The sequence below is a fragment of the Cellulomonas telluris genome (genome assembly GCF_004886325.1).
GTDB lineage: Bacteria > Actinomycetota > Actinomycetes > Actinomycetales > Cellulomonadaceae > Cellulomonas > Cellulomonas telluris.
In genome coordinates, this window is sequence record NZ_QXFN01000002.1 from 740834 (window position 1) to 758842 (window position 18009).

Below are 18009 nucleotides of genomic sequence, written 5' to 3' on the forward strand. Positions count from 1 at the left end.
CGGACGTGCTGTGACCGGTCACAGTTGGATCACGAAACGGTTCTGGGATCGTTCCCACCGTCTGACTGCGTCGGGACCGTGACCGGTCACAGGTACTGTCGTCCGCCTCAGCACCACCCGGCGCCGCCGCGGCGCCCGACCCGACGGAGTGTCATGACGGCCCACCCCTGGCCCCTGCTCGACGGCATCGCCTACGGCGGTGACTACAACCCGGAGCAGTGGTCCCGCGACGTCTGGGACGAGGACGTCGCGCTCATGCGCAAGGCGGGCGTCAACCTCGTCAGCGTCGGCATCTTCTCGTGGGCGATGCTCGAGCCCCGCGAGGGCGAGTTCGACTTCTCCTGGCTCGACGAGCTGCTCGACCTGCTGCACGCGAACGGCGTCGCGGTCGACCTCGGCACGCCCACGGCGGCGCCGCCCGCGTGGTTCTACGCGACGTACCCCGACGCGCGCGTGGTGACCGCCGACGGCACGGTGCTCGGGTTCGGGTCCCGCGGCATGGTGTCCCACTCCGCGCCGGAGTACCGCACGGCCATCGCGCGGGTCGCCGGCGAGCTCGCCCGCCGGTACGCGGAGCACCCCGCCGTCGTCCTGTGGCACGTGCACAACGAGTACGGCGCCCCGGTGTCGGACGACTTCTCGCCGCGCGCGGTCGCCGCGTGGCGGGAGTGGCTGCGCGAGCGGTACGGCTCGCTCGACGCGCTGAACGCCGCGTGGGGCACCGCGTTCTGGGGCCAGGTCGTCCGCGAGTGGGACCACGTCGTGGCACCGGCGGCGACGGCGTCGATCGCGAACCCGTCGACCAAGCTCGACTGGGCGCGGTTCACCGACGAGCAGCTGCGGGCGTGCTTCCGCATCGAGCGCGACGCGATCCGCGCGCACGCCACGCAGCCGGTGACGACCAACTTCATGGCGCACCAGAACTACAACACCGACCTGTGGCGCTGGGCGCAGGAGGTGGACGTCGTCTCGGACGACCACTACCTGTGGTCGCCGGACCCCGACGCGCACGTCGGGCTCGCGCTGTCGGCCGACCTCACGCGCTCGGTCGCGGGCGGGCGCCCGTGGATGCTCATGGAGCACTCGACCTCGGCCGTGAACTGGCAGGGGCGCAACATCGCCAAGCGCCCGGGCGAGATGCACCGCAACGCGTTCACGCACCTCGGGCGCGGTGCCGACGCGATCATGTTCTTCCAGTGGCGGGCCTCGCGGTCCGGCGCCGAGAAGTTCCACTCCGCGATGCTGCCGCACGCCGGCGCGTCGTCCCGCGTGTTCCGCGAGGTGGTCGACCTCGGCGCCCGCCTCGCCGCGGTCGAGGAGCTGCGCGGCACGCAGGTCCGGGCCGACGTCGCCGTGCTCTACGACTGGGAGTCGCTCTGGGCCCAGGACCTCGAGTGGCGCCCCTCGGACGCGCTCGGGTTCCGCGAGCGCGTGCGGGCGTACTACGAGCGGCTGTGGCGCGACGGCGTGACGGTCGACCTCGCCCACCCCGAGCACGACCTGTCCCGCTACCGCCTCGTCGTGGCGCCCGCGTCCTACCTGCTCACGCAGGCGGCGGCGGCCAACCTCACCGCGTACGTCGAGGCCGGCGGGACGCTGCTCGTCTCCTGCTTCTCCGGCGTCGTCGACGAGCACGACGCCGTGCACGTCGGGGGCTTCGGCGCCCCGCTGCGCACGGCGCTCGGCGTCGCCGTCGAGGAGTTCCTGCCGATGCGCGAGGGTGAGACCTGCGCGGTCGACCTCGACGGCACCGAGGTCACCGCCGACGTCTGGACCGAGGACGTCGTGCTGCACGGTGCCGAGGTGCGCGGCACCTACCGCGGCGGCCCGGCCGACGGCATGCCCGCGGTCACGCGGCACCGGCACGGGCAGGGGACCGGCTGGTACGTCAGCACCGCGCTCGGCGTCGACGCGCTCGCGCCCGTGCTGCGGGGCGTCTACGCCGACGCCGGCGTCGTGCCGCCCGGCCACCCCGAGGGCCTCGAGGTCGTGACGCGGCAGGGCGGGACGGCGGACTTCCACGTCGTCGTCAACCACCGCGCCGAGCCCGCCGAGCTCGCCGCGAGCGGCACCGAGCTGCTCTCCGGCGCACCCGTCGACGGCACGTTCCGGGTGGGTCCCGGCGACGTGGCCGTGATCCGCACGCCCCGCGCGCAGGGGGGTGGTCGCTGACCGCGCACCGCCCCGGGTGCCGGCCGCCCCTCCCGTCGAACCCGACGGGTCGGCCGCGCACCTCGCACCCCCACCAGGTCGCAGCGTCGCGATCCCGTACGAGACGCGCGCGGCGGCCCAACCCGGAAGGAAGACAGATGCGCAAGCACATCGCGCTCGGCGTCGCCGTGGTGACGTCGGCCGCCCTCCTGGCCGCGTGCAGCGGCGGCGACCCCGCACCGGCGACGACCGAGGGCTCGTCCGCGGGCGCCGGCGACGGCGCGGGCACCGAGCTCGTGGTCTGGTCCGACGCGGAGCGCGCGGAGGCCATCAAGAACGCCGCGGCCGACTTCGAGGAGGACACCGGGGCGACCGTCACGGTCGTGCAGAAGAACTTCGAGGACCTGCGCGCCGACTTCCTCGCGCAGGTGCCGACGGGCGAGGGCCCGGACATCACCGTCGGCGCGCACGACTGGCTCGGCGAGTTCGTCGAGTCGGGCGTCGTCGACACGATCGACATCGGCGACCGCGCGGGCGACTTCGAGCAGGTCACGCTCGACGCGCTGACCTACGACGGCCAGCTGTACGCGCTGCCGTACGCGCAGGAGTCCGTGGCGCTGATCCAGAACGTGGGTCTCGTCGGCTCCGAGCCGCCCGCCACCTGGGACGAGATGATCCAGATGGCGACGGACGCGGGCTTCGCGGAGCGCCCGTTCGTCCTCTACACCAACGGTGCCGAGGGCGACATGTACACGTCCTACGCGTTCCAGACGTCGTTCGGCGCCCCCGTCTTCGTGCAGGACGAGAGCGGCTCGTACACGAGCGAGGTCGGCCTCGGCGGCGACGCCGGGCTCGCCTACGCGCAGTGGATCCACGCCAACGGCTCGGCCGGCACGGGGTACTTCACCGACACCGTGGACTACGACATCGGCAACGAGCTCTTCGCGACCGGCCAGTCGCCGTTCATCGTGCAGGGCCCGTGGACGATCCCGACCTACCAGGACGCGGGCATCGAGGTCGCGGTCAGCCCGGTGCCGTCGGCCGGCGGTCAGACGGCGTCCCCGTTCGTCGGCGTGCAGGGCTTCTACCTGTCCGCGCAGTCGTCGAACGCGCTGCTCGCGAACGAGTTCCTCGTCAACTACATGGCGACGGACGAGGCGCAGCAGGCCCTGTACGACGCCGACCCCCGCATCCCGGCGCTCACGAGCGTCGCGGAGCAGGTGTCGGACGACCCGGTCATCGCCGGCTTCCTCGCCTCGGCGCAGAACGGCGTCCCGATGCCGAACATCCCCGAGATGGGCGCCGTCTGGGAGTTCTGGAACCCGGCGCAGATCGCGCTGATCAACGGTGAGGACCCGACGTCCGTCTGGACGAGCATGGTCACCAACATCGAGGGCGCCATCGGCGGCTGACGCCCGCCGCCGCACCCGGGGTGGGGCGCGCACCGCGCCCCACCCCACCCCCCTCCGCCACCCAGACGAGGAGTCCTGATGTCCGTCGGCCTGCAGCGCGTCGAGCCCGCGCCGAGCCCCGCGCCGCCCGAGTCCCACGCCCGGGGCTGGACCGCGCCCGGCTGGGGCTTCGTCGTCAAGCTCCTGCTGATGATGGTCGTCAACGCCGCGGGCGTCCTGGCGATCCTGTCCGCGTGGAACGCGGGCGCGTGGGTGATCCTCGGCGTGCTCGTCGCGCTGCTCGTGGCGGCCGACTGGGTCTACTTCTCCCGGCGCGCGCTGCCGCTGAAGTACCTGTTCCCGGGCCTCGTCTTCCTCGCGGCGTTCCAGATGTTCACGCTCGTGTACACGGGCTACGTCGCGTTCACGAACTACGGCACCGGCCACCTCGGCTCGATGCAGCAGGCCGTCGACGCGGCCCTCATCCAGGACGAGCAGCGCGCGGAGGGCTCCCCGACGTACCCGCTCGCGGTGCTGCGCGAGGGCGACACGCTCGGCTTCGCGATCAACGACGAGGGCGTCGTGCGGGTCGGCACGGCCGAGGAGCCGCTCGAGGCGGTCGGCGGCGCGGTCGTCGACGCCGACGGCGCCGTGACGCAGGTGCCGGGCTGGGAGGTCGTCCCGCGCGCGCAGCTGTTCAGCGACGCGGCGCTGCAGGAGCGCGTCGTCGCGCTGCGCGTGCCCGTCTCCGACGACGCGACCGAGGGGTCGATCCGCACGCGCGAGGGCGCGACCGGAGCGGTGTACACCTCGACGCTCGAGTGGGACCCGGCCGCCCGGACGATCACCGACACCGAGACGGGGGCCGTGTACTCGCCGGACGACCGCGGCAGCTTCGTCAGCGCGGACGGCGACCGCCTCGCGGCCGGCTGGTACGTCAACGTCGGCTTCGAGAACTTCGCCCGCGCGTTCACCGACGACCGCTACGCGGGGCCGCTGCTGCGGGTCGCGGCGTGGACGTTCGCGTTCGCGATCCTCACCGTGCTCACGAGCTTCGGGCTCGGCCTGCTGTTCGCGCTCGTCTACAACGACCCGCGCGTGCGCGGCCGCAAGGTGCTGCGGACCATCTTCATCCTCCCGTACGCCTTCCCGGCGTTCATGTCCGCGCTGCTGTGGCGCGGCATGCTCAACGCCGAGTTCGGGGTCGTCAACGACTGGTTCTTCCTCGGCGCGAACATCAGCTGGCTGACCGACCCGTGGCTCGCCAAGCTCGCGATCCTCTGGGTCAACCTGTGGCTCAGCTACCCGTACTGGTTCCTCGTCACCACCGGCGCGCTCCAGGGCCTGCCCGGCGACGTCATGGAGGCCGCCCGCGTCGACGGCGCCGGCCGCTGGCGCCAGTTCCGATCGATCACCCTGCCGCTGCTGCTGGTGGCGACGGCACCGCTGGCGATCGCGTCCTTCGCCTTCAACTTCAACAACTTCACGATCATCTACATGCTCACGGACGGCGGGCCCGCCTTCCCCGGCGCGAGCGTGCCCCTCGGGGCGACCGACATCCTCATCTCCGCGATCTACCAGATCTCCGGGGTGTCGGGCGGCCGCGCCGACTACGGCCTGGCCTCCGCGCTGTCGATCATCGTCTTCGTCGTGATCGGCATCGTGTCGGCCGTCGCCTTCCGCCGGACCCGCAAGCTCGAGGAGATCTGATGGCCGTCACGCAGACCCCGGCGCGCCCGCAGGCACCGGCCCGCCCGTCGAACCCCGCACGCCGTGGGCGGTGGTGGGCCGAGGTGGGGTGGAAGTACCCCGTCGCGGTCGTCATCGTCTTCTACGCCGCCTTCCCCCTGGTGTACGCCGTGTCGGCGTCGCTCGACCCGCGCGGTTCGCTGGCCGGCTCGAGCAACCTCTTCCGCACCGTCAGCGGCGCGAACTACGCGGCGCTGGGCAGCACGAGCTACTGGACGTGGGCGGTCAACACCCTCGTCATCTGCGCCGCCGCGGCGTTCGGCGCGGTGCTCATGGGCGCGGCGGCGGCGTACGCGTTCTCGCGCTTCCGCTTCCGGGGGCGGCGCGCGTCGCTGACGACGCTGCTCATCATCCAGATGTTCCCGCAGACCGTCGCCTTCGTGGCCGTGTTCCTGCTGCTCATCGCGCTCGGCAACGTCGTGCCGGCGCTGGGCGTGAACTCGAAGATCGCGCTGATCTGCGTGTACCTGGGCGGCGCGCTCGGGGCGAACACGTTCCTCATGTACGGGTTCTTCAACACGATCCCGATCGAGATCGACGAGGCCGCCAAGATCGACGGCGCGACGCACGCGCAGGTGTTCTGGCGGCTGATCATGCCGCTCGTCCCGCCGATCCTGGCGGTGGTCGGCCTGCTCGCGTTCATCTCGGCGTTCGGCGACTTCATCCTCGCCCGGATCGTCCTGACCAGCGAGGACAACTGGACGCTCGCGGTGGGCATGTACCAGTGGGTCTCGAACCAGCTCACGTCGCGCTGGGGGCTGTTCGCGGCCGGCGCGACGATCGGCTCGCTGCCCGTCCTGGTGCTGTTCCTCTCGCTCCAGCGGTACATCGTCGGCGGCCTGTCCGCCGGCTCGGTCAAGGGCTGACGCCCGGGCGGGACGGCCCCGCCCACCTGCACCTGCATCACGACACGACCCCGCGCGCGCCCGCGCACGGGCAGATCGACGACGATCGGAAGGACGTGCCATGGGAGTGCGAGGACGACTGGGAGCGGTCACAGCCGCGACCCTCGTCGCGGCGATGGCGGCCGGCGGGGCCGCCGCGCAGGCGGCGCCTGCGGAGCCGGTGGAGGCCGGGATCACGGTCCCGCGGGTCGAGGGGATGGGTGCCGACTGGATCAACGGCGCCGACTTCTCCACCGTCCTGTCGCTCGAGGAGAGCGGCGTGACGTTCAAGGACCGCCAGGGCCAGGAGGCCGACCTGTTCGAGGTGCTCGCGGACGCGGGCGTGAACTGGGCCCGGGTGCGGGTGTGGAACGAGCCGTTCCTCAGCACCGACCCGACGAAGGGCTACGGCGCGGGGAACGTGGACGCCGAGCGGGCCACCGAGATCGGCCGGCGCGCCACCGAGGCCGGCATGCGGGTGCTCGTGGACTTCCACTACTCCGACTTCTGGGCCCACCCGGGGCAGCAGTACGCGCCCCGGGCGTGGCGCGACATGGACCTGACGCAGCGCACGCAGGCGCTGTACGACTACACGGCCGAGACGCTGCAGACGATGGAGGACGCGGGCGTCGACGTCGGCATGGTGCAGATCGGCAACGAGACGACGGGCGGCGAGATCGCCGGCACGCGCGGCTGGGACAGCACGGCGCAGCTCTTCCAGGCCGGCTCGCGGGCCGTGCGCGACACGCTGGGGCCCGACGTGAAGGTCGCCGTGCACTTCACGAACCCCGAGCGCGCCGGGCAGTACGCGTCCGTCGCGAAGGCGCTCGACGACCGCGGCGTGGACTACGACGTCTTCCTCAGCTCGTACTACGCCTTCTGGCACGGGTCGCCCGAGAACCTCACCTCCGTCCTGACGCACGTCGCGCAGACGTACGACAAGGAGGTCGCGGTCGCCGAGACGTCGTACACGTACACGCTCGCCGACGGCGACGGGTACCCGAACGCGGTCCGCACGGCCGCCGGGCCCTACCCGGCGTCGGTGCAGGGCCAGGCGCTCGCGATCCGCGACGTCATGCAGGCCGTCGCCGACGTGCCGGACGGCAAGGGCCTCGGCACCTTCTACTGGGAGCCCGCGTGGCTGCCGGTCGGCCCGCCCGACCAGGCGGAGGCGAACTGGGAGCTGTGGCAGCGCGACGGCTCGGGCTGGGCCACCACCTACTCGCAGGAGTTCTACGACCCGACGGGCGCGCTCGGCGACGAGTGGGCCGACGACTTCGGCGGCTCGGGCTGGGACAACCAGGCGCTGTTCGCGTTCGACGGGACGCCGCTGGAGTCGCTGCGCGTGTACGAGTACGCCCGCACCGGGTCGGTCGGCCCGCGTGAGCTCGACGCCGTGCAGGAGGCGCAGGTCACCGTCGCCGACGGCGACCCGGTCACGCTGCCCAGCACCGTCGACGTGTCCTACACGGACGGCACGACCGAGGCCCAGGAGGTGACCTGGCACGGGTCGACCGGCTGGATCGTGGGGCCGGGCGTCTACACCGTCACCGGCACCACGTCCGCGGGCCACGACGCCGTCGCGACGGTGACCGTCCTGGGCGACGCCTCGCAGGCCGCGAACCTCGTCGTGAACCCCGGGTTCGAGGCCGGCGTCGCGCCGTGGACGGGTACGGGCACGGGCTACACGATCAGCTCGCCGAACGACCCGTTCGCCGGGTCGCGCTCGCTGCACTTCTGGTCGGGCAGCGCGTACGCGTTCTCGGTCGAGCAGACGATCCGGGACGTCCCCCCGGGCCGCTACCGCCTGTCGGCCAAGGTCCAGGGCGGCGACGCCGGCGCGGCCGACACGGTGCGCATCAGCGCGAGCTCGGGCATCTCGTCGGTCACCGCCGACGCGCGGCTGCAGGGCTTCGTCAACTGGCAGACGCCGCAGACGGAGCCGATCGACGTCGCCGCCGACGGCGTGGTGGTCGTCTCCGCGAACCTCAGCCTGTCGGGAGGCGCGTGGGGCTCGATGGACGAGTTCTCCCTCGTCGCGGTGCCGGACGAGGCTGCGGCCGACACGGCGGCGCTCGCGGCGCTCGTGCAGGACGCCGAGGGTCTCGACCGCGACGCGTGGACGCCGGCCTCGCTCGAGGCGCTCGACGCCGCGCTCGCACGGGCGGCGTTCGTGCTGGCCTCCCCGCGCCCCGGCCAGGCGTCGGTCGACGCCGCGGCCGAGCAGCTGAGCGCGGCGCTCGGCGGCCTGGTCGCCGTCGTCCCCACGCCGCAGCCGACCACCTCGCCGCAGCCGACCAGCTCGCCGCAGCCGACCACGAGCCCGGCCCCGACGCCGTCGGCCCCGGCGGTCCAGGGCACGTCGATCGCGGTCTCGGCGACGACCGTGCGCCCGGGCGACCGGCTGACGGTGACGGTCACCGACGCACCCGGCACGCAGGTCGAGGTCGGCGTGGCGTCCGCGTACCGCGCGCTCGCGACGGCGACGCTGGTCGACGGCGCCGCGACCGTCACGGTCACGGTGCCCGGCGACCTCGCGCCCGGCGTGCACCACGTCCAGGCGCGCGGTGCCGACGGCACGGTGCTCGCCCAGGTCGAGATCCGGGTCCTCGGTGACGGCACGCTCGCGGTGACGGGGACGAGCGTGCTGGTCCTGCTCGGCGCGGCGCTCGCGCTGCTCGCGGGCGGTGCCGTCCTCGTGGTGCACCGCCGGCGCCGGACGGCGTGAGGACCGGCCGCGCGGCGCCCTGCGGGGGGTCGCGCGGCCCACGCCCCGCGGTGGCACTCGCCCGGGTGCCGCCGGCATGGGCGCGAGCACACCGTCAACCGGTTGACACCCGCCTGTGTCAACCGGTTGACTTTTCCCATGGCCCAGCATCTCGTGCCCACGCTGCACCACCTCGTCGACGCCCTCGACGCGTACGCGGACCGGCTCCTCGCCGCGCACCGGTACGAGCTGACGTTCAACCAGGTCGTGTTCCTCGCCGTGCTGCAGGACGTGCAGCCGCAGGACGTGACCCGCCTCGCGGAGTGCCTGCGCGTGTCCAAGGCCGCGGTCAGCAAGCGGGTGCCCGGGCTCGTGGCCCGGGGCCTCGTCCGGTCCGGCACCGACCCGCACAACGCCCGCCGCGTCGTCCTGAGCCTCACCGACGACGGTGCGCGCGTGGTGCAGGAGGCGAGCGCGCTGCTCGACCGTGAGCTCGGCCGCCTGCTCGCGGGGCGCGACGGCCTCGACCTCGACCGGACCCAGGCCGACCTCATCGCGATGCTCGACGCGGTCCGCGCGCAGGACGCCGACCGGTGACGGCGCTCGTCGCCGCGCCGCCGCGGGCCGCGGTGCGCGCGCCGCGCATCCTCGTCGTCCTCGGGCACCCCCGCACCGACAGCCTCTGCGGGGCGATCGCGTCGGCGTACGCCGACGCGGCACGGGCCGCCGGCGCCGAGGTGGAGCTGCTCGCGCTCGGCGGCACGGCGTTCGACGTCGCGTCCCGGGACCCCGCGGCCCTGCGCTGGCAGGGCCCGGACCAGGACCTCGAGCCCGACGTCCACGCCGCGGTGGCGTCCCTGCGCCGCGCCGACCACGTCGTGCTCGTGTTCCCCCAGTGGTGGGGCACGTACCCGGCCGTGCTCAAGGGGTTCGTCGACCGCGTGTTCCTCTCGCAGCTCGCCTTCCGCCACCGCGGCGCGGACCTGGGCTGGGAGCGCCTGCTGACCGGGCGCACCGCCCGGCTCGTCATGACGATGGACAGCCCCGTGTGGTGGGACCGCCTGCGGTACCGCAGCGCCGCCGTGAGCTCCCTCGTCCACGCGACCCTGGGCTTCTGCGGCATCCGCACGGTGGGCGTCACGCGGTTCGCACGGGTCCGCACGTCGAGCGAGGCGACGCGCCGCCGGTGGCTCGTGCGGGCCGGGCGTCTCGGGCGGGCCGACGCCGGCCGGCGCGTGCGCCCGCCCCGCTGAGCGGCGCCGGGGCCCGGACGACGAGAGCCGCACCGTCGTGACGGTGCGGCTCTCGCGCTGGTGCGCCCGAAAGGATTCGAACCTTCGACCTTCTGCTCCGGAGGCAGACGCTCTATCCGCTGAGCTACGGGCGCGCGGCGTGCGAGCGGCACGAGGCCGTCGACGCGATCCCCGAGACTACCAGCAGGTCGACGTGGCGCGGCACCGCGATGCCGCCGCCGTCCCCCTGCCCCTGCCTCAGCGGTCGCCGGCGAGCGCCGAGAGGTACCCGGAGGTCTCGGCCACGGCCCGGGCCTCGTCCCCCGCGACGATCGCCTCGACCAGCCCGTCGTGCGAGTCGTGCCCGTGGGCGTCGGTGACGAAGTTGAAGCGGATGTTCTCGCCGATCGCGTCGAGCAGGTTGTCGTACAGGGAGCGCAGCACCGGGTTGCCGGCGGTGCGCACGATCGAGCGGTGCAGCGCGAGGTCGGTCGCGACCATCCGGTCGAGGTCGCCGGCCTGGTAGGCGTCGGCGCGCGCGTCGCGGTGCCGCAGCAGCTCGGCGACGTCGGTCGCGGTGCGCCGGTGCGCCGCGAGCCGCGCGGCCTCGATCTCCAGGGCGCGACGCACCTCGACGACGTCGCGCTGGCGGGCGTCCGCGATCTGCCGGCTCATCGTCACCGCGAGCTCCGAGGCGGACAGGACGTACGTGCCCGAGCCCTGCCGCCGCTCCAGCAGCCCGGCGTGGACGAGCGACTGCACGGCCTCCCGCACGGTGTTGCGGCCGACCCCGAGCAGCTCGACGAGCGCGGGCTCGGGCGGGATCCGGGACCCGACGGGCCACTCGCCGGCGGTGATCCGCGACCGGAGCGCGTCGACGGCGCTGTCGATGAGTCCGGTACGACGCGCCATCGGCGGCGGCCTCCTCGGGGGGTGCGGTGCGGTGCGGGCCGGCGGGCAGGGCCCGCCACGGCGGCCGCGACGTGTGGGGTTGCAGTCAACACGGCCGCTGGGCGCCAGGCCAGACCCTCGTCCGGGGGGTGCGTGCGCGTGCTCGGCGTCACCGTCCGCCCTGGGTGGAACGACGGGGGAGCGTGCGGCGGCCCTCGGTAGGATCCGGGGGTGACTCCCGACCAGCTCGCCGACGCCCTGCGGGGCGCCCTCGTGCACGCCGTCGACGACGGCACGTTCGCCCTCGACCCGGCCGCCGTCCCGGCCAAGGTGCACCTGGAGCGGCCGCGGCAGCGCGAGCACGGCGACTGGGCCACGAACGTCGCGCTCCAGCTGGCGAAGAAGGCGGGGACGAACCCGCGCGCCTTCGCCGAGGAGCTCGCGCGGCGCCTCGCCGACGTGCCGGGCATCGCCGCGGTCGAGATCGCCGGGCCCGGGTTCCTCAACATCCGCCTGGACGCGGCGGCCGCCGGCGAGCTGGCCCGCTCGGTCGTCGAGCAGGGCGAGGCGTACGGGCGCAACGCGACGTTCGCGGGCGTCCGCGTGAACCTCGAGTTCGTCTCCGCCAACCCCACGGGCCCGATCCACATCGGCGGGGTGCGCTGGGCCGCCGTCGGCGACAGCCTCGCCCGCGTGCTCGAGGCCTCCGGCGCGGACGTCACGCGCGAGTACTACTTCAACGACCACGGGGCGCAGATCGACCGGTTCGCGCGCTCCCTGCTCGCCCGTGCGCGCGGCGAGGAGGCCCCCGAGGACGGCTACGGCGGCCAGTACATCGCCGACATCGCCGAGCGGATCCTGGCCGACGCCGCCGCGGCGGGCGAGCCGGACCCCCGCACGCTCGACGACGCGGCGGCGGTCGAGGCGTTCCGCGTGCGCGGCGTCGACCTCATGTTCGACGAGATCAAGGCGTCCCTGCGCGACTTCGGCGTCGAGTTCGACGTCTACTTCCACGAGGACTCGCTGCACGAGTCCGGCGCGGTGGACCGGGCGATCGCGCGGCTGCGCGAGTCGGGCCACATGTACGAGGCGGACGGCGCCACGTGGCTGCGCACGACCGAGTTCGGCGACGACAAGGACCGCGTCGTCCTCAAGTCCGACGGCCAGGCCGCCTACATCGCCGGCGACATCGCCTACTACCTCGACAAGCGCGAGCGCGGTTTCGACCGCGTCGTCATCATGCTCGGCTCGGACCACCACGGGTACGTGGGCCGGATGATGGCCGTGTGCGCCGCGTTCGGCGACACGCCCCACGTCAACCTCGAGCTGCTGATCGGCCAGCTGGTCAACCTCGTCAAGGACGGGCAGCCGGTGCGGATGAGCAAGCGCGCGGGCACGGTCGTGACGATCGACGACCTCGTGGACGCGGTCGGCGTCGACGCCGCGCGGTACTCGCTGTCCCGCTCGTCCAGCGACCAGCCGATCGACCTGGACCTCGACCTGCTCACGCGGGCGAGCAACGAGAACCCCGTCTACTACGTGCAGTACGCGCACGCCCGGACCGCCGCGGTGGCGCGCAACGCCGCCGAGGCCGGGGTCCGGCGCGAGGACGGCTTCGACGCGTCCCTGCTCGACCACGAGTCGGAGTCGGTGCTGCTCGGCCTGCTCGCGGACTTCCCGCGCGTGGTCGCGCAGGCGGGCGAGCTGCGCGAGCCCCACCGGGTGGCGCGCTACGCGGAGGACGTCGCCGGCGCGTACCACAAGTGGTACGACCAGAAGCGCCGCGTCGTCCCGTTCGGGGACGAGGCCGTCACGGACGCGCACCGCACGCGCCTGTGGCTCAACGACGCGACGCGTCAGGTGCTCGCCAACGCGCTCGCGCTGCTGGGCGTGAGCGCGCCGGAGCGGATGTGAGCGCCGCGGCCGGGGCGCCCTGGTCGACGGGCGTCGCGCGCGGGGACGACGGCGCGCTGCGCGTCGCCGGCGTGGACGTGCGCGCGCTCGCGGCCGAGCACGGGACGCCGGCGTACGTCCTGGACGAGGCCGACCTGCGGGCCCGCGCCCGGGCGTACCGCGAGGCGTTCGAGGCGGCCGCGGCGCGCGCCGGCACCCGCGTCGACGTCTACTACGCCGGCAAGGCGTTCCTGTCCCGGGCCGTGGCCCGGTGGGTCCACGCCGAGGGCCTCGGCGTCGACACGGCCAGCGGGGGAGAGCTCGCGGTCACGCTCGCCGCGGGCGTCCCGGGTGCGCACGTCGGGCTGCACGGCAACAACAAGTCGGACGGCGAGCTGCACGCGGCGCTCGACGCCGGTGTCGGCCGGATCATCGTCGACTCCCTCGTCGAGGTCGACCACCTCGCCGACCTCGTCGCCGCGCGCCGTGCCGAGGGCCGGGACACCCCGGCCGCACCCGTGATGGTGCGCGTCACGACCGGCGTGCACGCCGGGGGGCACGAGTTCATCTCCACCGCCCACGAGGACCAGAAGTTCGGCCTGTCCGTGGCCGCGGGCCCGGACGGCGGCGACAGCCCCGCGCTGACGGCCCTGCTGCGCGTGCTCGCCCGGCCCGAGCTGCACCTGCTCGGCCTGCACTCGCACATCGGCTCGCAGATCCTCGACTCCTCCGGCTTCGCCGCGGCCGCGCACAAGGTGCTCGCGCTGCGCGCCGAGCTGGCAGCCCGCTCCGGCGTGCTCGTGGAGGAGGTCGACCTCGGCGGCGGCTACGGCATCGCGTACCTGCCCGGGGACGAGGCGATCGACCCGGTGCGCGTCGCCGACGAGGTCGTCGGGGCCGTCGCCGCGGCGGTCCGCGCGCTCGGCACCGACGTGCCGCGGCTGTCCATCGAGCCGGGTCGCGCGATCGTCGGCCCGGCCGGCCTCACGCTCTACCGCGTGGGGACGGTCAAGCCCGTGCGGCTCGACGACGGCCGCGTCCGCACGTACGTCTCGGTCGACGGCGGCATGAGCGACAACATCCGCCCCGCCCTGTACGGCGCCGCGTACCACGCGGAGGTCGTCAGCCGGACGTCGGACGCCGAGCCCGTGCTGGCGCGGGTCGTCGGCAAGCACTGCGAGAGCGGCGACATCGTGGTCCACGAGGTCCGGCTGCCGGCGGACGTGCGTGCCGGCGACCTGCTGGCCGTCCCGGCGACCGGTGCGTACGGGCGCTCGATGGCGTCGAACTACAACCTGCTGACGCGGCCGCCCGTGGTGGCCGTGCGGGACGGGGCGGCGCGCATCCTGGTCCGCCGCGAGACGGTCCAGGACCTGCTCGCGCTCGACGTCTGCGGCGACTGAGCCGGCCGGGGCGCCGCACCGGCACCCCGGCTGGACACGGCCGCGGTCGCCGACGGCGCACCCCTATCCTGGGCAGCGCCCGGCCGGGCCCGCCCCGGTCCCGTCCCGCACCACCGAGAGGCAGCTGACGTGCCCCACCCGTCGTCGTCCGCCCACCCGCCCCTGCGCGTCGCCGTCCTCGGCTGCGGCGTCGTCGGGACGGAGGTCGTGCGCCGCCTGGTGACGGAGGCGGACGAGCTCGCCGCGCGCGTCGGTGCGCCGCTCGAGATCGTCGGCATCGCGGTGCGCGACGCCGACGCGCCGCGCGACCCCGTCGTCGACCGCGGCCTGCTGACCACGGACGCCACGGCGCTCGTCGAGAAGGCGGACGTGGTCGTCGAGCTCATGGGCGGCGTCGAGCGCGCGCGCACGCTGCTGCTGCACGCCGTGGAGCACGGCGCGTCCGTGGTGACGGCGAACAAGGCCCTGCTCGCGCAGGACGGCCCGACCCTCTACGCCGCCGCCGACGCCGCGGGCGTCGACCTCTACTTCGAGGCGGCCGTCGCCGGTGCGATCCCGATCGTGCGGCCGGTGCGCGAGTCCCTCGCGGGCGACACCGTGCAGCGCGTCCTCGGGATCGTCAACGGCACGACGAACTACGTGCTGGACCGCATGGCGACCGAGGGGCTCGACCTCGACGCCGCGGTGCGCGAGGCACAGGCGCTCGGGTACGCCGAGGCCGACCCGACGGCCGACGTGGAGGGGTACGACGCCGCGGCGAAGGCCGCGATCCTCGCCTCGCTCGCCTTCCACACCCGCGTGGGCCTGGACGACGTGGACCGCACGGGCATCACCGGCGTCACCGCGGAGGACGTCGCGTGGGCGGCGCGCACGGGGCACGTCGTCAAGCTCCTCGCGGTCGCCGAGCGCGCCGACGACGGCGCGGGCGTGCTCGTGCGCGTGCACCCGGCGCTGGTTCCCTCGGGGCATCCGCTCGCGGGCGTCCGCGGCGCGTTCAACGCCGTGTTCGTCGAGGCGGAGGCCGCCGGCGAGCTCATGTTCTACGGCCGCGGCGCCGGCGGGGCGCCGACGTCGTCGGCGGTGCTCGGCGACCTGGTGCAGGTGGCCCGGCACCGCGTGCTCGGGGGCAAGGGCCCGGTCGAGTCGTCCTACGCCGACCTGCCCGTGCTCGACGCCGGCGACGCGCGCACCCGCTGCCAGCTGCGCCTCGAGGTCGCCGACCGTCCCGGTGTGCTCGCGCGCGTCGCCGCCGAGCTCGCGGCGCAGGACGTGTCGATCGAGGCCGTGCGCCAGACGCCCCCCGCCGACCCGTCTTCCCCGGACGGCGAGGGCGTCGCCACGCTCGTCATCACGACGCACACCGCCGCCGAGCGCGCGCTGCGCAGCACGGTCGAGTCGGTCGCCGCGCTCGACGTCGTGCACCGCGTCGTCTCCGTGCTGCCCGTCCTCTGACCCTCCCCACCCGCACGACCGCCCCGACGCCCGGCCGGGGCCCGCACCCGAACGAGGAACCCATGGCACACCAGTGGCGCGGCGTCATCGCCGAGTACGCCGACCGCCTGCCCGCGCACGTCCAGGAGCGGGTCGTCACGCTGGGCGAGGGCGGCACGCCGCTCGTGCCCGCGCCGGTCCTGTCGCAGCGCACGGGCGCCGAGGTGTTCCTCAAGGTCGAGGGCATGAACCCGACCGGGTCGTTCAAGGACCGCGGCATGACGACGGCGATGTCGGCCGCCGCCGCCCGCGGCGCGCAGGCGGTCGTGTGCGCGTCCACCGGCAACACGTCGGCCTCGGCGGCGGCGTACGCGACGCGCGCCGGCATGCTCTGCGCGGTGCTGGTGCCGGACGGCAAGATCGCGATGGGCAAGCTCTCGCAGGCCATCGCGCACGGTGCGCGGCTGCTGCAGGTCGACGGCAACTTCGACGACTGCCTGGTCGCCGCCCGCAAGCTCGCCGACGCGTACCCGGTCGAGCTCGTGAACTCCGTGAACCCCGACCGCATCGAGGGGCAGAAGACCGCCGCGTTCGAGGTCGTCGACGCGCTCGGCGACGCCCCCGACGTGCACGTCCTGCCCGTCGGCAACGCGGGCAACATCACCGCGTACTGGAAGGGCTACCGCGAGTACGCGGGCCTGGACGCGGGCGGCACTCTGCCGGCCGTGGCGACGCGCACCCCGGTCATGTGGGGCTTCCAGGCGGCGGGCGCGGCACCGATCGTCGCCGGCCACCCGATCGACCACCCCGAGACGATCGCGACCGCGATCCGTATCGGCAACCCCGCCTCCTGGCAGCAGGCCGAGGAGGCGCGGGACGTGTCGGGCGGCGTCATCGCCGCGGTCACCGACGAGCAGATCCTGGCCGCGCACCGCGTGCTGTCGGCCGAGGCGGGCGTGTTCGTCGAGCCCGCGTCGGCGGCGGGCGTCGCGGGCCTGCTCGCGCGTGCCGAGGCCGGGGAGGTCCCCGCCGGCGCACGCATCGTCGTCACGGTCACCGGCCACGGGCTCAAGGACCCCCAGTGGGCGCTGCGCAGGGCCGACGGGGGCGAGGTCGTGCCCGTGCGGGTGCAGGCCGACGTCGTGTCGATCGCCGACGCGCTCGGCCTGGGCTGAGCCGTGCGGCTGCGCGCGGCGCACGTGCGGGTGCGCGTCCCCGCCACCTCCGCGAACCTCGGACCGGGTTTCGACGCGCTCGGCCTCGCCCTCGGGCTGCACGACGAGCTCGACGTGCGCGCCGTCGCGTCGCCCGGGGTCCGGGTCGAGGTGGAGGGGGAGGGCGCCGGGCAGGTGCCCGACGACGAGCGCCACCTCGTGGTGCGTGCGCTGCGCGCCGCGCTCGACCGCGTCGGTGCGCCGCAGACGGGGCTGCACCTCGTGTGCCGCAACCGCATCCCGCACGGGCGCGGCCTCGGGTCGTCCGCGGCGGCGGTCGTCGCGGGCGTCCTCGCCGCGCGCGGCCTGGTCGGCGACCCGGACGTGCTCGGGGGCGACGACGCGCTCGCGCTCGCGACCGAGCTGGAGGGGCACCCGGACAACGCGGCGCCCGCGCTGCTCGGGGGGCTGACGCTCGCGTGGACGGCCGACGGCGAGGGCGGCGGCACCGCCGGCGTGCGCGCCGTCCGCCTGCCCGTGCACGACGACGTGGCCCCGCTGGCCGTCGTCCCGCCGCAGCACCTGTCGACCCACGCCGCACGCGGGGTGCTCCCGGCGCAGGTGCCGCACGCCGACGCGGCGTGGCAGGCCGGCCGGGCGGGGCTGCTGGTCGAGGCGCTCGGCCGCCGCCCGGACCTGCTGCTCGACGCCACGGGGGACCGCCTGCACCAGGGGTACCGGCGCTCGGTCATGCCCGAGTCCCTCGCCCTGGTCGACGCGCTGCGCGCGCGCGGGGTCGCGGCGGTGGTGTCCGGGGCGGGTCCGACCGTGCTGGCGCTCGCGCGCGGTGGCGACGCGACCGCTGGCAGGGCCGGTGACGACGTGCCCGACGGCCGCGCGACGGACGCCGACGCGGCCGTCGCCGACGCGTTCGGCGGGGTCATGGCGGGCTGGCGGGTCCTGCGGCTACCGGTCGACGACGCCGGAGCCACGGTCCGCGCGCTGCTCGACTGAGCTGCCCCTCCGCACCGGTCCGCGGGCGCGCCGCGTGCCGGGCCTGACCCCGGCGGAGGGCCGCGGTGGTAGCATCGACGCGTTCCCCGGACCTCGTCCTCCGGCCCCC

Annotated in this window: 13 protein-coding genes and 1 tRNA gene; 12 read left to right on the top strand and 2 right to left on the bottom strand. The window is 74.8% G+C overall.

The window, feature by feature from the left end:
- Positions 1 to 153: 153 nt before the first annotated feature.
- From FB586_RS08560 to FB586_RS08590, 7 genes are all read left to right on the top strand, one after another.
- Entirely contained in the window at positions 154 to 2172 is a 2019-nt protein-coding gene (locus FB586_RS08560; protein WP_136518859.1) for a beta-galactosidase, read from the top strand.
- A 137-nt stretch (positions 2173 to 2309) separates the two neighbouring features.
- Complete coding sequence (locus FB586_RS08565; protein ID WP_136518860.1) at positions 2310 to 3563, top strand: sugar ABC transporter substrate-binding protein; 1254 nt, start codon at positions 2310 to 2312, stop codon at positions 3561 to 3563.
- A 78-nt stretch (positions 3564 to 3641) separates the two neighbouring features.
- Positions 3642 to 5252, top strand: a complete 1611-nt coding sequence (locus FB586_RS08570) for an ABC transporter permease subunit (RefSeq protein WP_136518861.1) — start codon at positions 3642 to 3644, stop codon at positions 5250 to 5252.
- Positions 5252 to 6157 (top strand): sugar ABC transporter permease, encoded by a 906-nt coding sequence (locus FB586_RS08575; RefSeq protein ID WP_136518862.1) that lies wholly within the window; start codon positions 5252 to 5254, stop codon positions 6155 to 6157. Before FB586_RS08570 ends, FB586_RS08575 begins: the two co-directional genes overlap by 1 nt.
- A 100-nt stretch (positions 6158 to 6257) precedes the next feature.
- Positions 6258 to 8903, top strand: a complete 2646-nt coding sequence (locus FB586_RS19390) for a glycosyl hydrolase 53 family protein (protein WP_168800500.1) — start codon at positions 6258 to 6260, stop codon at positions 8901 to 8903.
- Positions 8904 to 9041: 138 nt separating this feature from the next.
- Positions 9042 to 9479, top strand: coding sequence for a MarR family winged helix-turn-helix transcriptional regulator (locus FB586_RS08585; RefSeq protein ID WP_136518863.1), 438 nt, complete (start codon positions 9042 to 9044; stop codon positions 9477 to 9479).
- Complete coding sequence (locus tag FB586_RS08590) at positions 9476 to 10135, top strand: NAD(P)H-dependent oxidoreductase (protein WP_246036643.1); 660 nt, start codon at positions 9476 to 9478, stop codon at positions 10133 to 10135. Before FB586_RS08585 ends, FB586_RS08590 begins: the two co-directional genes overlap by 4 nt.
- 58 nt (positions 10136 to 10193) lie before the next feature.
- On the opposite strand, the gene FB586_RS08595 is transcribed toward FB586_RS08590, so the two are convergent.
- Positions 10194 to 10269 (bottom strand) — tRNA-Arg (locus tag FB586_RS08595).
- 103 nt (positions 10270 to 10372) lie between these two features.
- Complete coding sequence (locus FB586_RS08600) at positions 10373 to 11026, bottom strand: FadR/GntR family transcriptional regulator (RefSeq protein WP_136518864.1); 654 nt, start codon at positions 11024 to 11026, stop codon at positions 10373 to 10375.
- Positions 11027 to 11236: 210 nt separating this feature from the next.
- Between FB586_RS08600 and argS the strand changes: the two genes are divergently transcribed.
- The 5 genes from argS (at position 11237) to thrB (ending at position 17900) form a co-directional block, all read left to right on the top strand.
- Positions 11237 to 12919, top strand: a complete 1683-nt coding sequence (gene argS / locus FB586_RS08605; RefSeq protein WP_136518865.1) for an arginine--tRNA ligase — start codon at positions 11237 to 11239, stop codon at positions 12917 to 12919.
- Entirely contained in the window at positions 12916 to 14301 is a 1386-nt protein-coding gene (lysA, locus tag FB586_RS08610; RefSeq protein ID WP_136518866.1) for a diaminopimelate decarboxylase, read from the top strand. Before argS ends, lysA begins: the two co-directional genes overlap by 4 nt.
- A gap of 129 nt (positions 14302 to 14430) precedes the next feature.
- Positions 14431 to 15753, top strand: coding sequence for a homoserine dehydrogenase (locus FB586_RS08615; protein ID WP_136518867.1), 1323 nt, complete (start codon positions 14431 to 14433; stop codon positions 15751 to 15753).
- A gap of 62 nt (positions 15754 to 15815) precedes the next feature.
- Entirely contained in the window at positions 15816 to 16907 is a 1092-nt protein-coding gene (gene thrC / locus FB586_RS08620) for a threonine synthase (RefSeq protein ID WP_136518868.1), read from the top strand.
- Between the two features lie 3 nt (positions 16908 to 16910).
- The gene (gene thrB / locus FB586_RS08625; protein WP_136518869.1) at positions 16911 to 17900 is read left to right on the top strand and encodes a homoserine kinase; all 990 of its coding nucleotides are present in this window, start codon (positions 16911 to 16913) and stop codon (positions 17898 to 17900) included.
- Positions 17901 to 18009 lie beyond the last annotated feature (109 nt).

Excerpts from the sequence above, each read along its gene's own strand:
- FB586_RS08575 (WP_136518862.1), top strand. The coding sequence starts at position 5,252 with ATGGCCGTCACGCAGACCCCGGCGCGCCCGCAGGCACCGGCCCGCCCG.
- FB586_RS08585 (WP_136518863.1), top strand. The coding sequence starts at position 9,042 with ATGGCCCAGCATCTCGTGCCCACGCTGCACCACCTCGTCGACGCCCTC.
- FB586_RS08560 (WP_136518859.1), top strand. The coding sequence starts at position 154 with ATGACGGCCCACCCCTGGCCCCTGCTCGACGGCATCGCCTACGGCGGT.
- FB586_RS08600 (WP_136518864.1), bottom strand. The coding sequence starts at position 11,026 with ATGGCGCGTCGTACCGGACTCATCGACAGCGCCGTCGACGCGCTCCGG.
- thrC (WP_136518868.1), top strand. The coding sequence starts at position 15,816 with ATGGCACACCAGTGGCGCGGCGTCATCGCCGAGTACGCCGACCGCCTG.
- FB586_RS19390 (WP_168800500.1), top strand. The coding sequence starts at position 6,258 with ATGGGAGTGCGAGGACGACTGGGAGCGGTCACAGCCGCGACCCTCGTC.
- FB586_RS08565 (WP_136518860.1), top strand. The coding sequence starts at position 2,310 with ATGCGCAAGCACATCGCGCTCGGCGTCGCCGTGGTGACGTCGGCCGCC.
- FB586_RS08570 (WP_136518861.1), top strand. The coding sequence starts at position 3,642 with ATGTCCGTCGGCCTGCAGCGCGTCGAGCCCGCGCCGAGCCCCGCGCCG.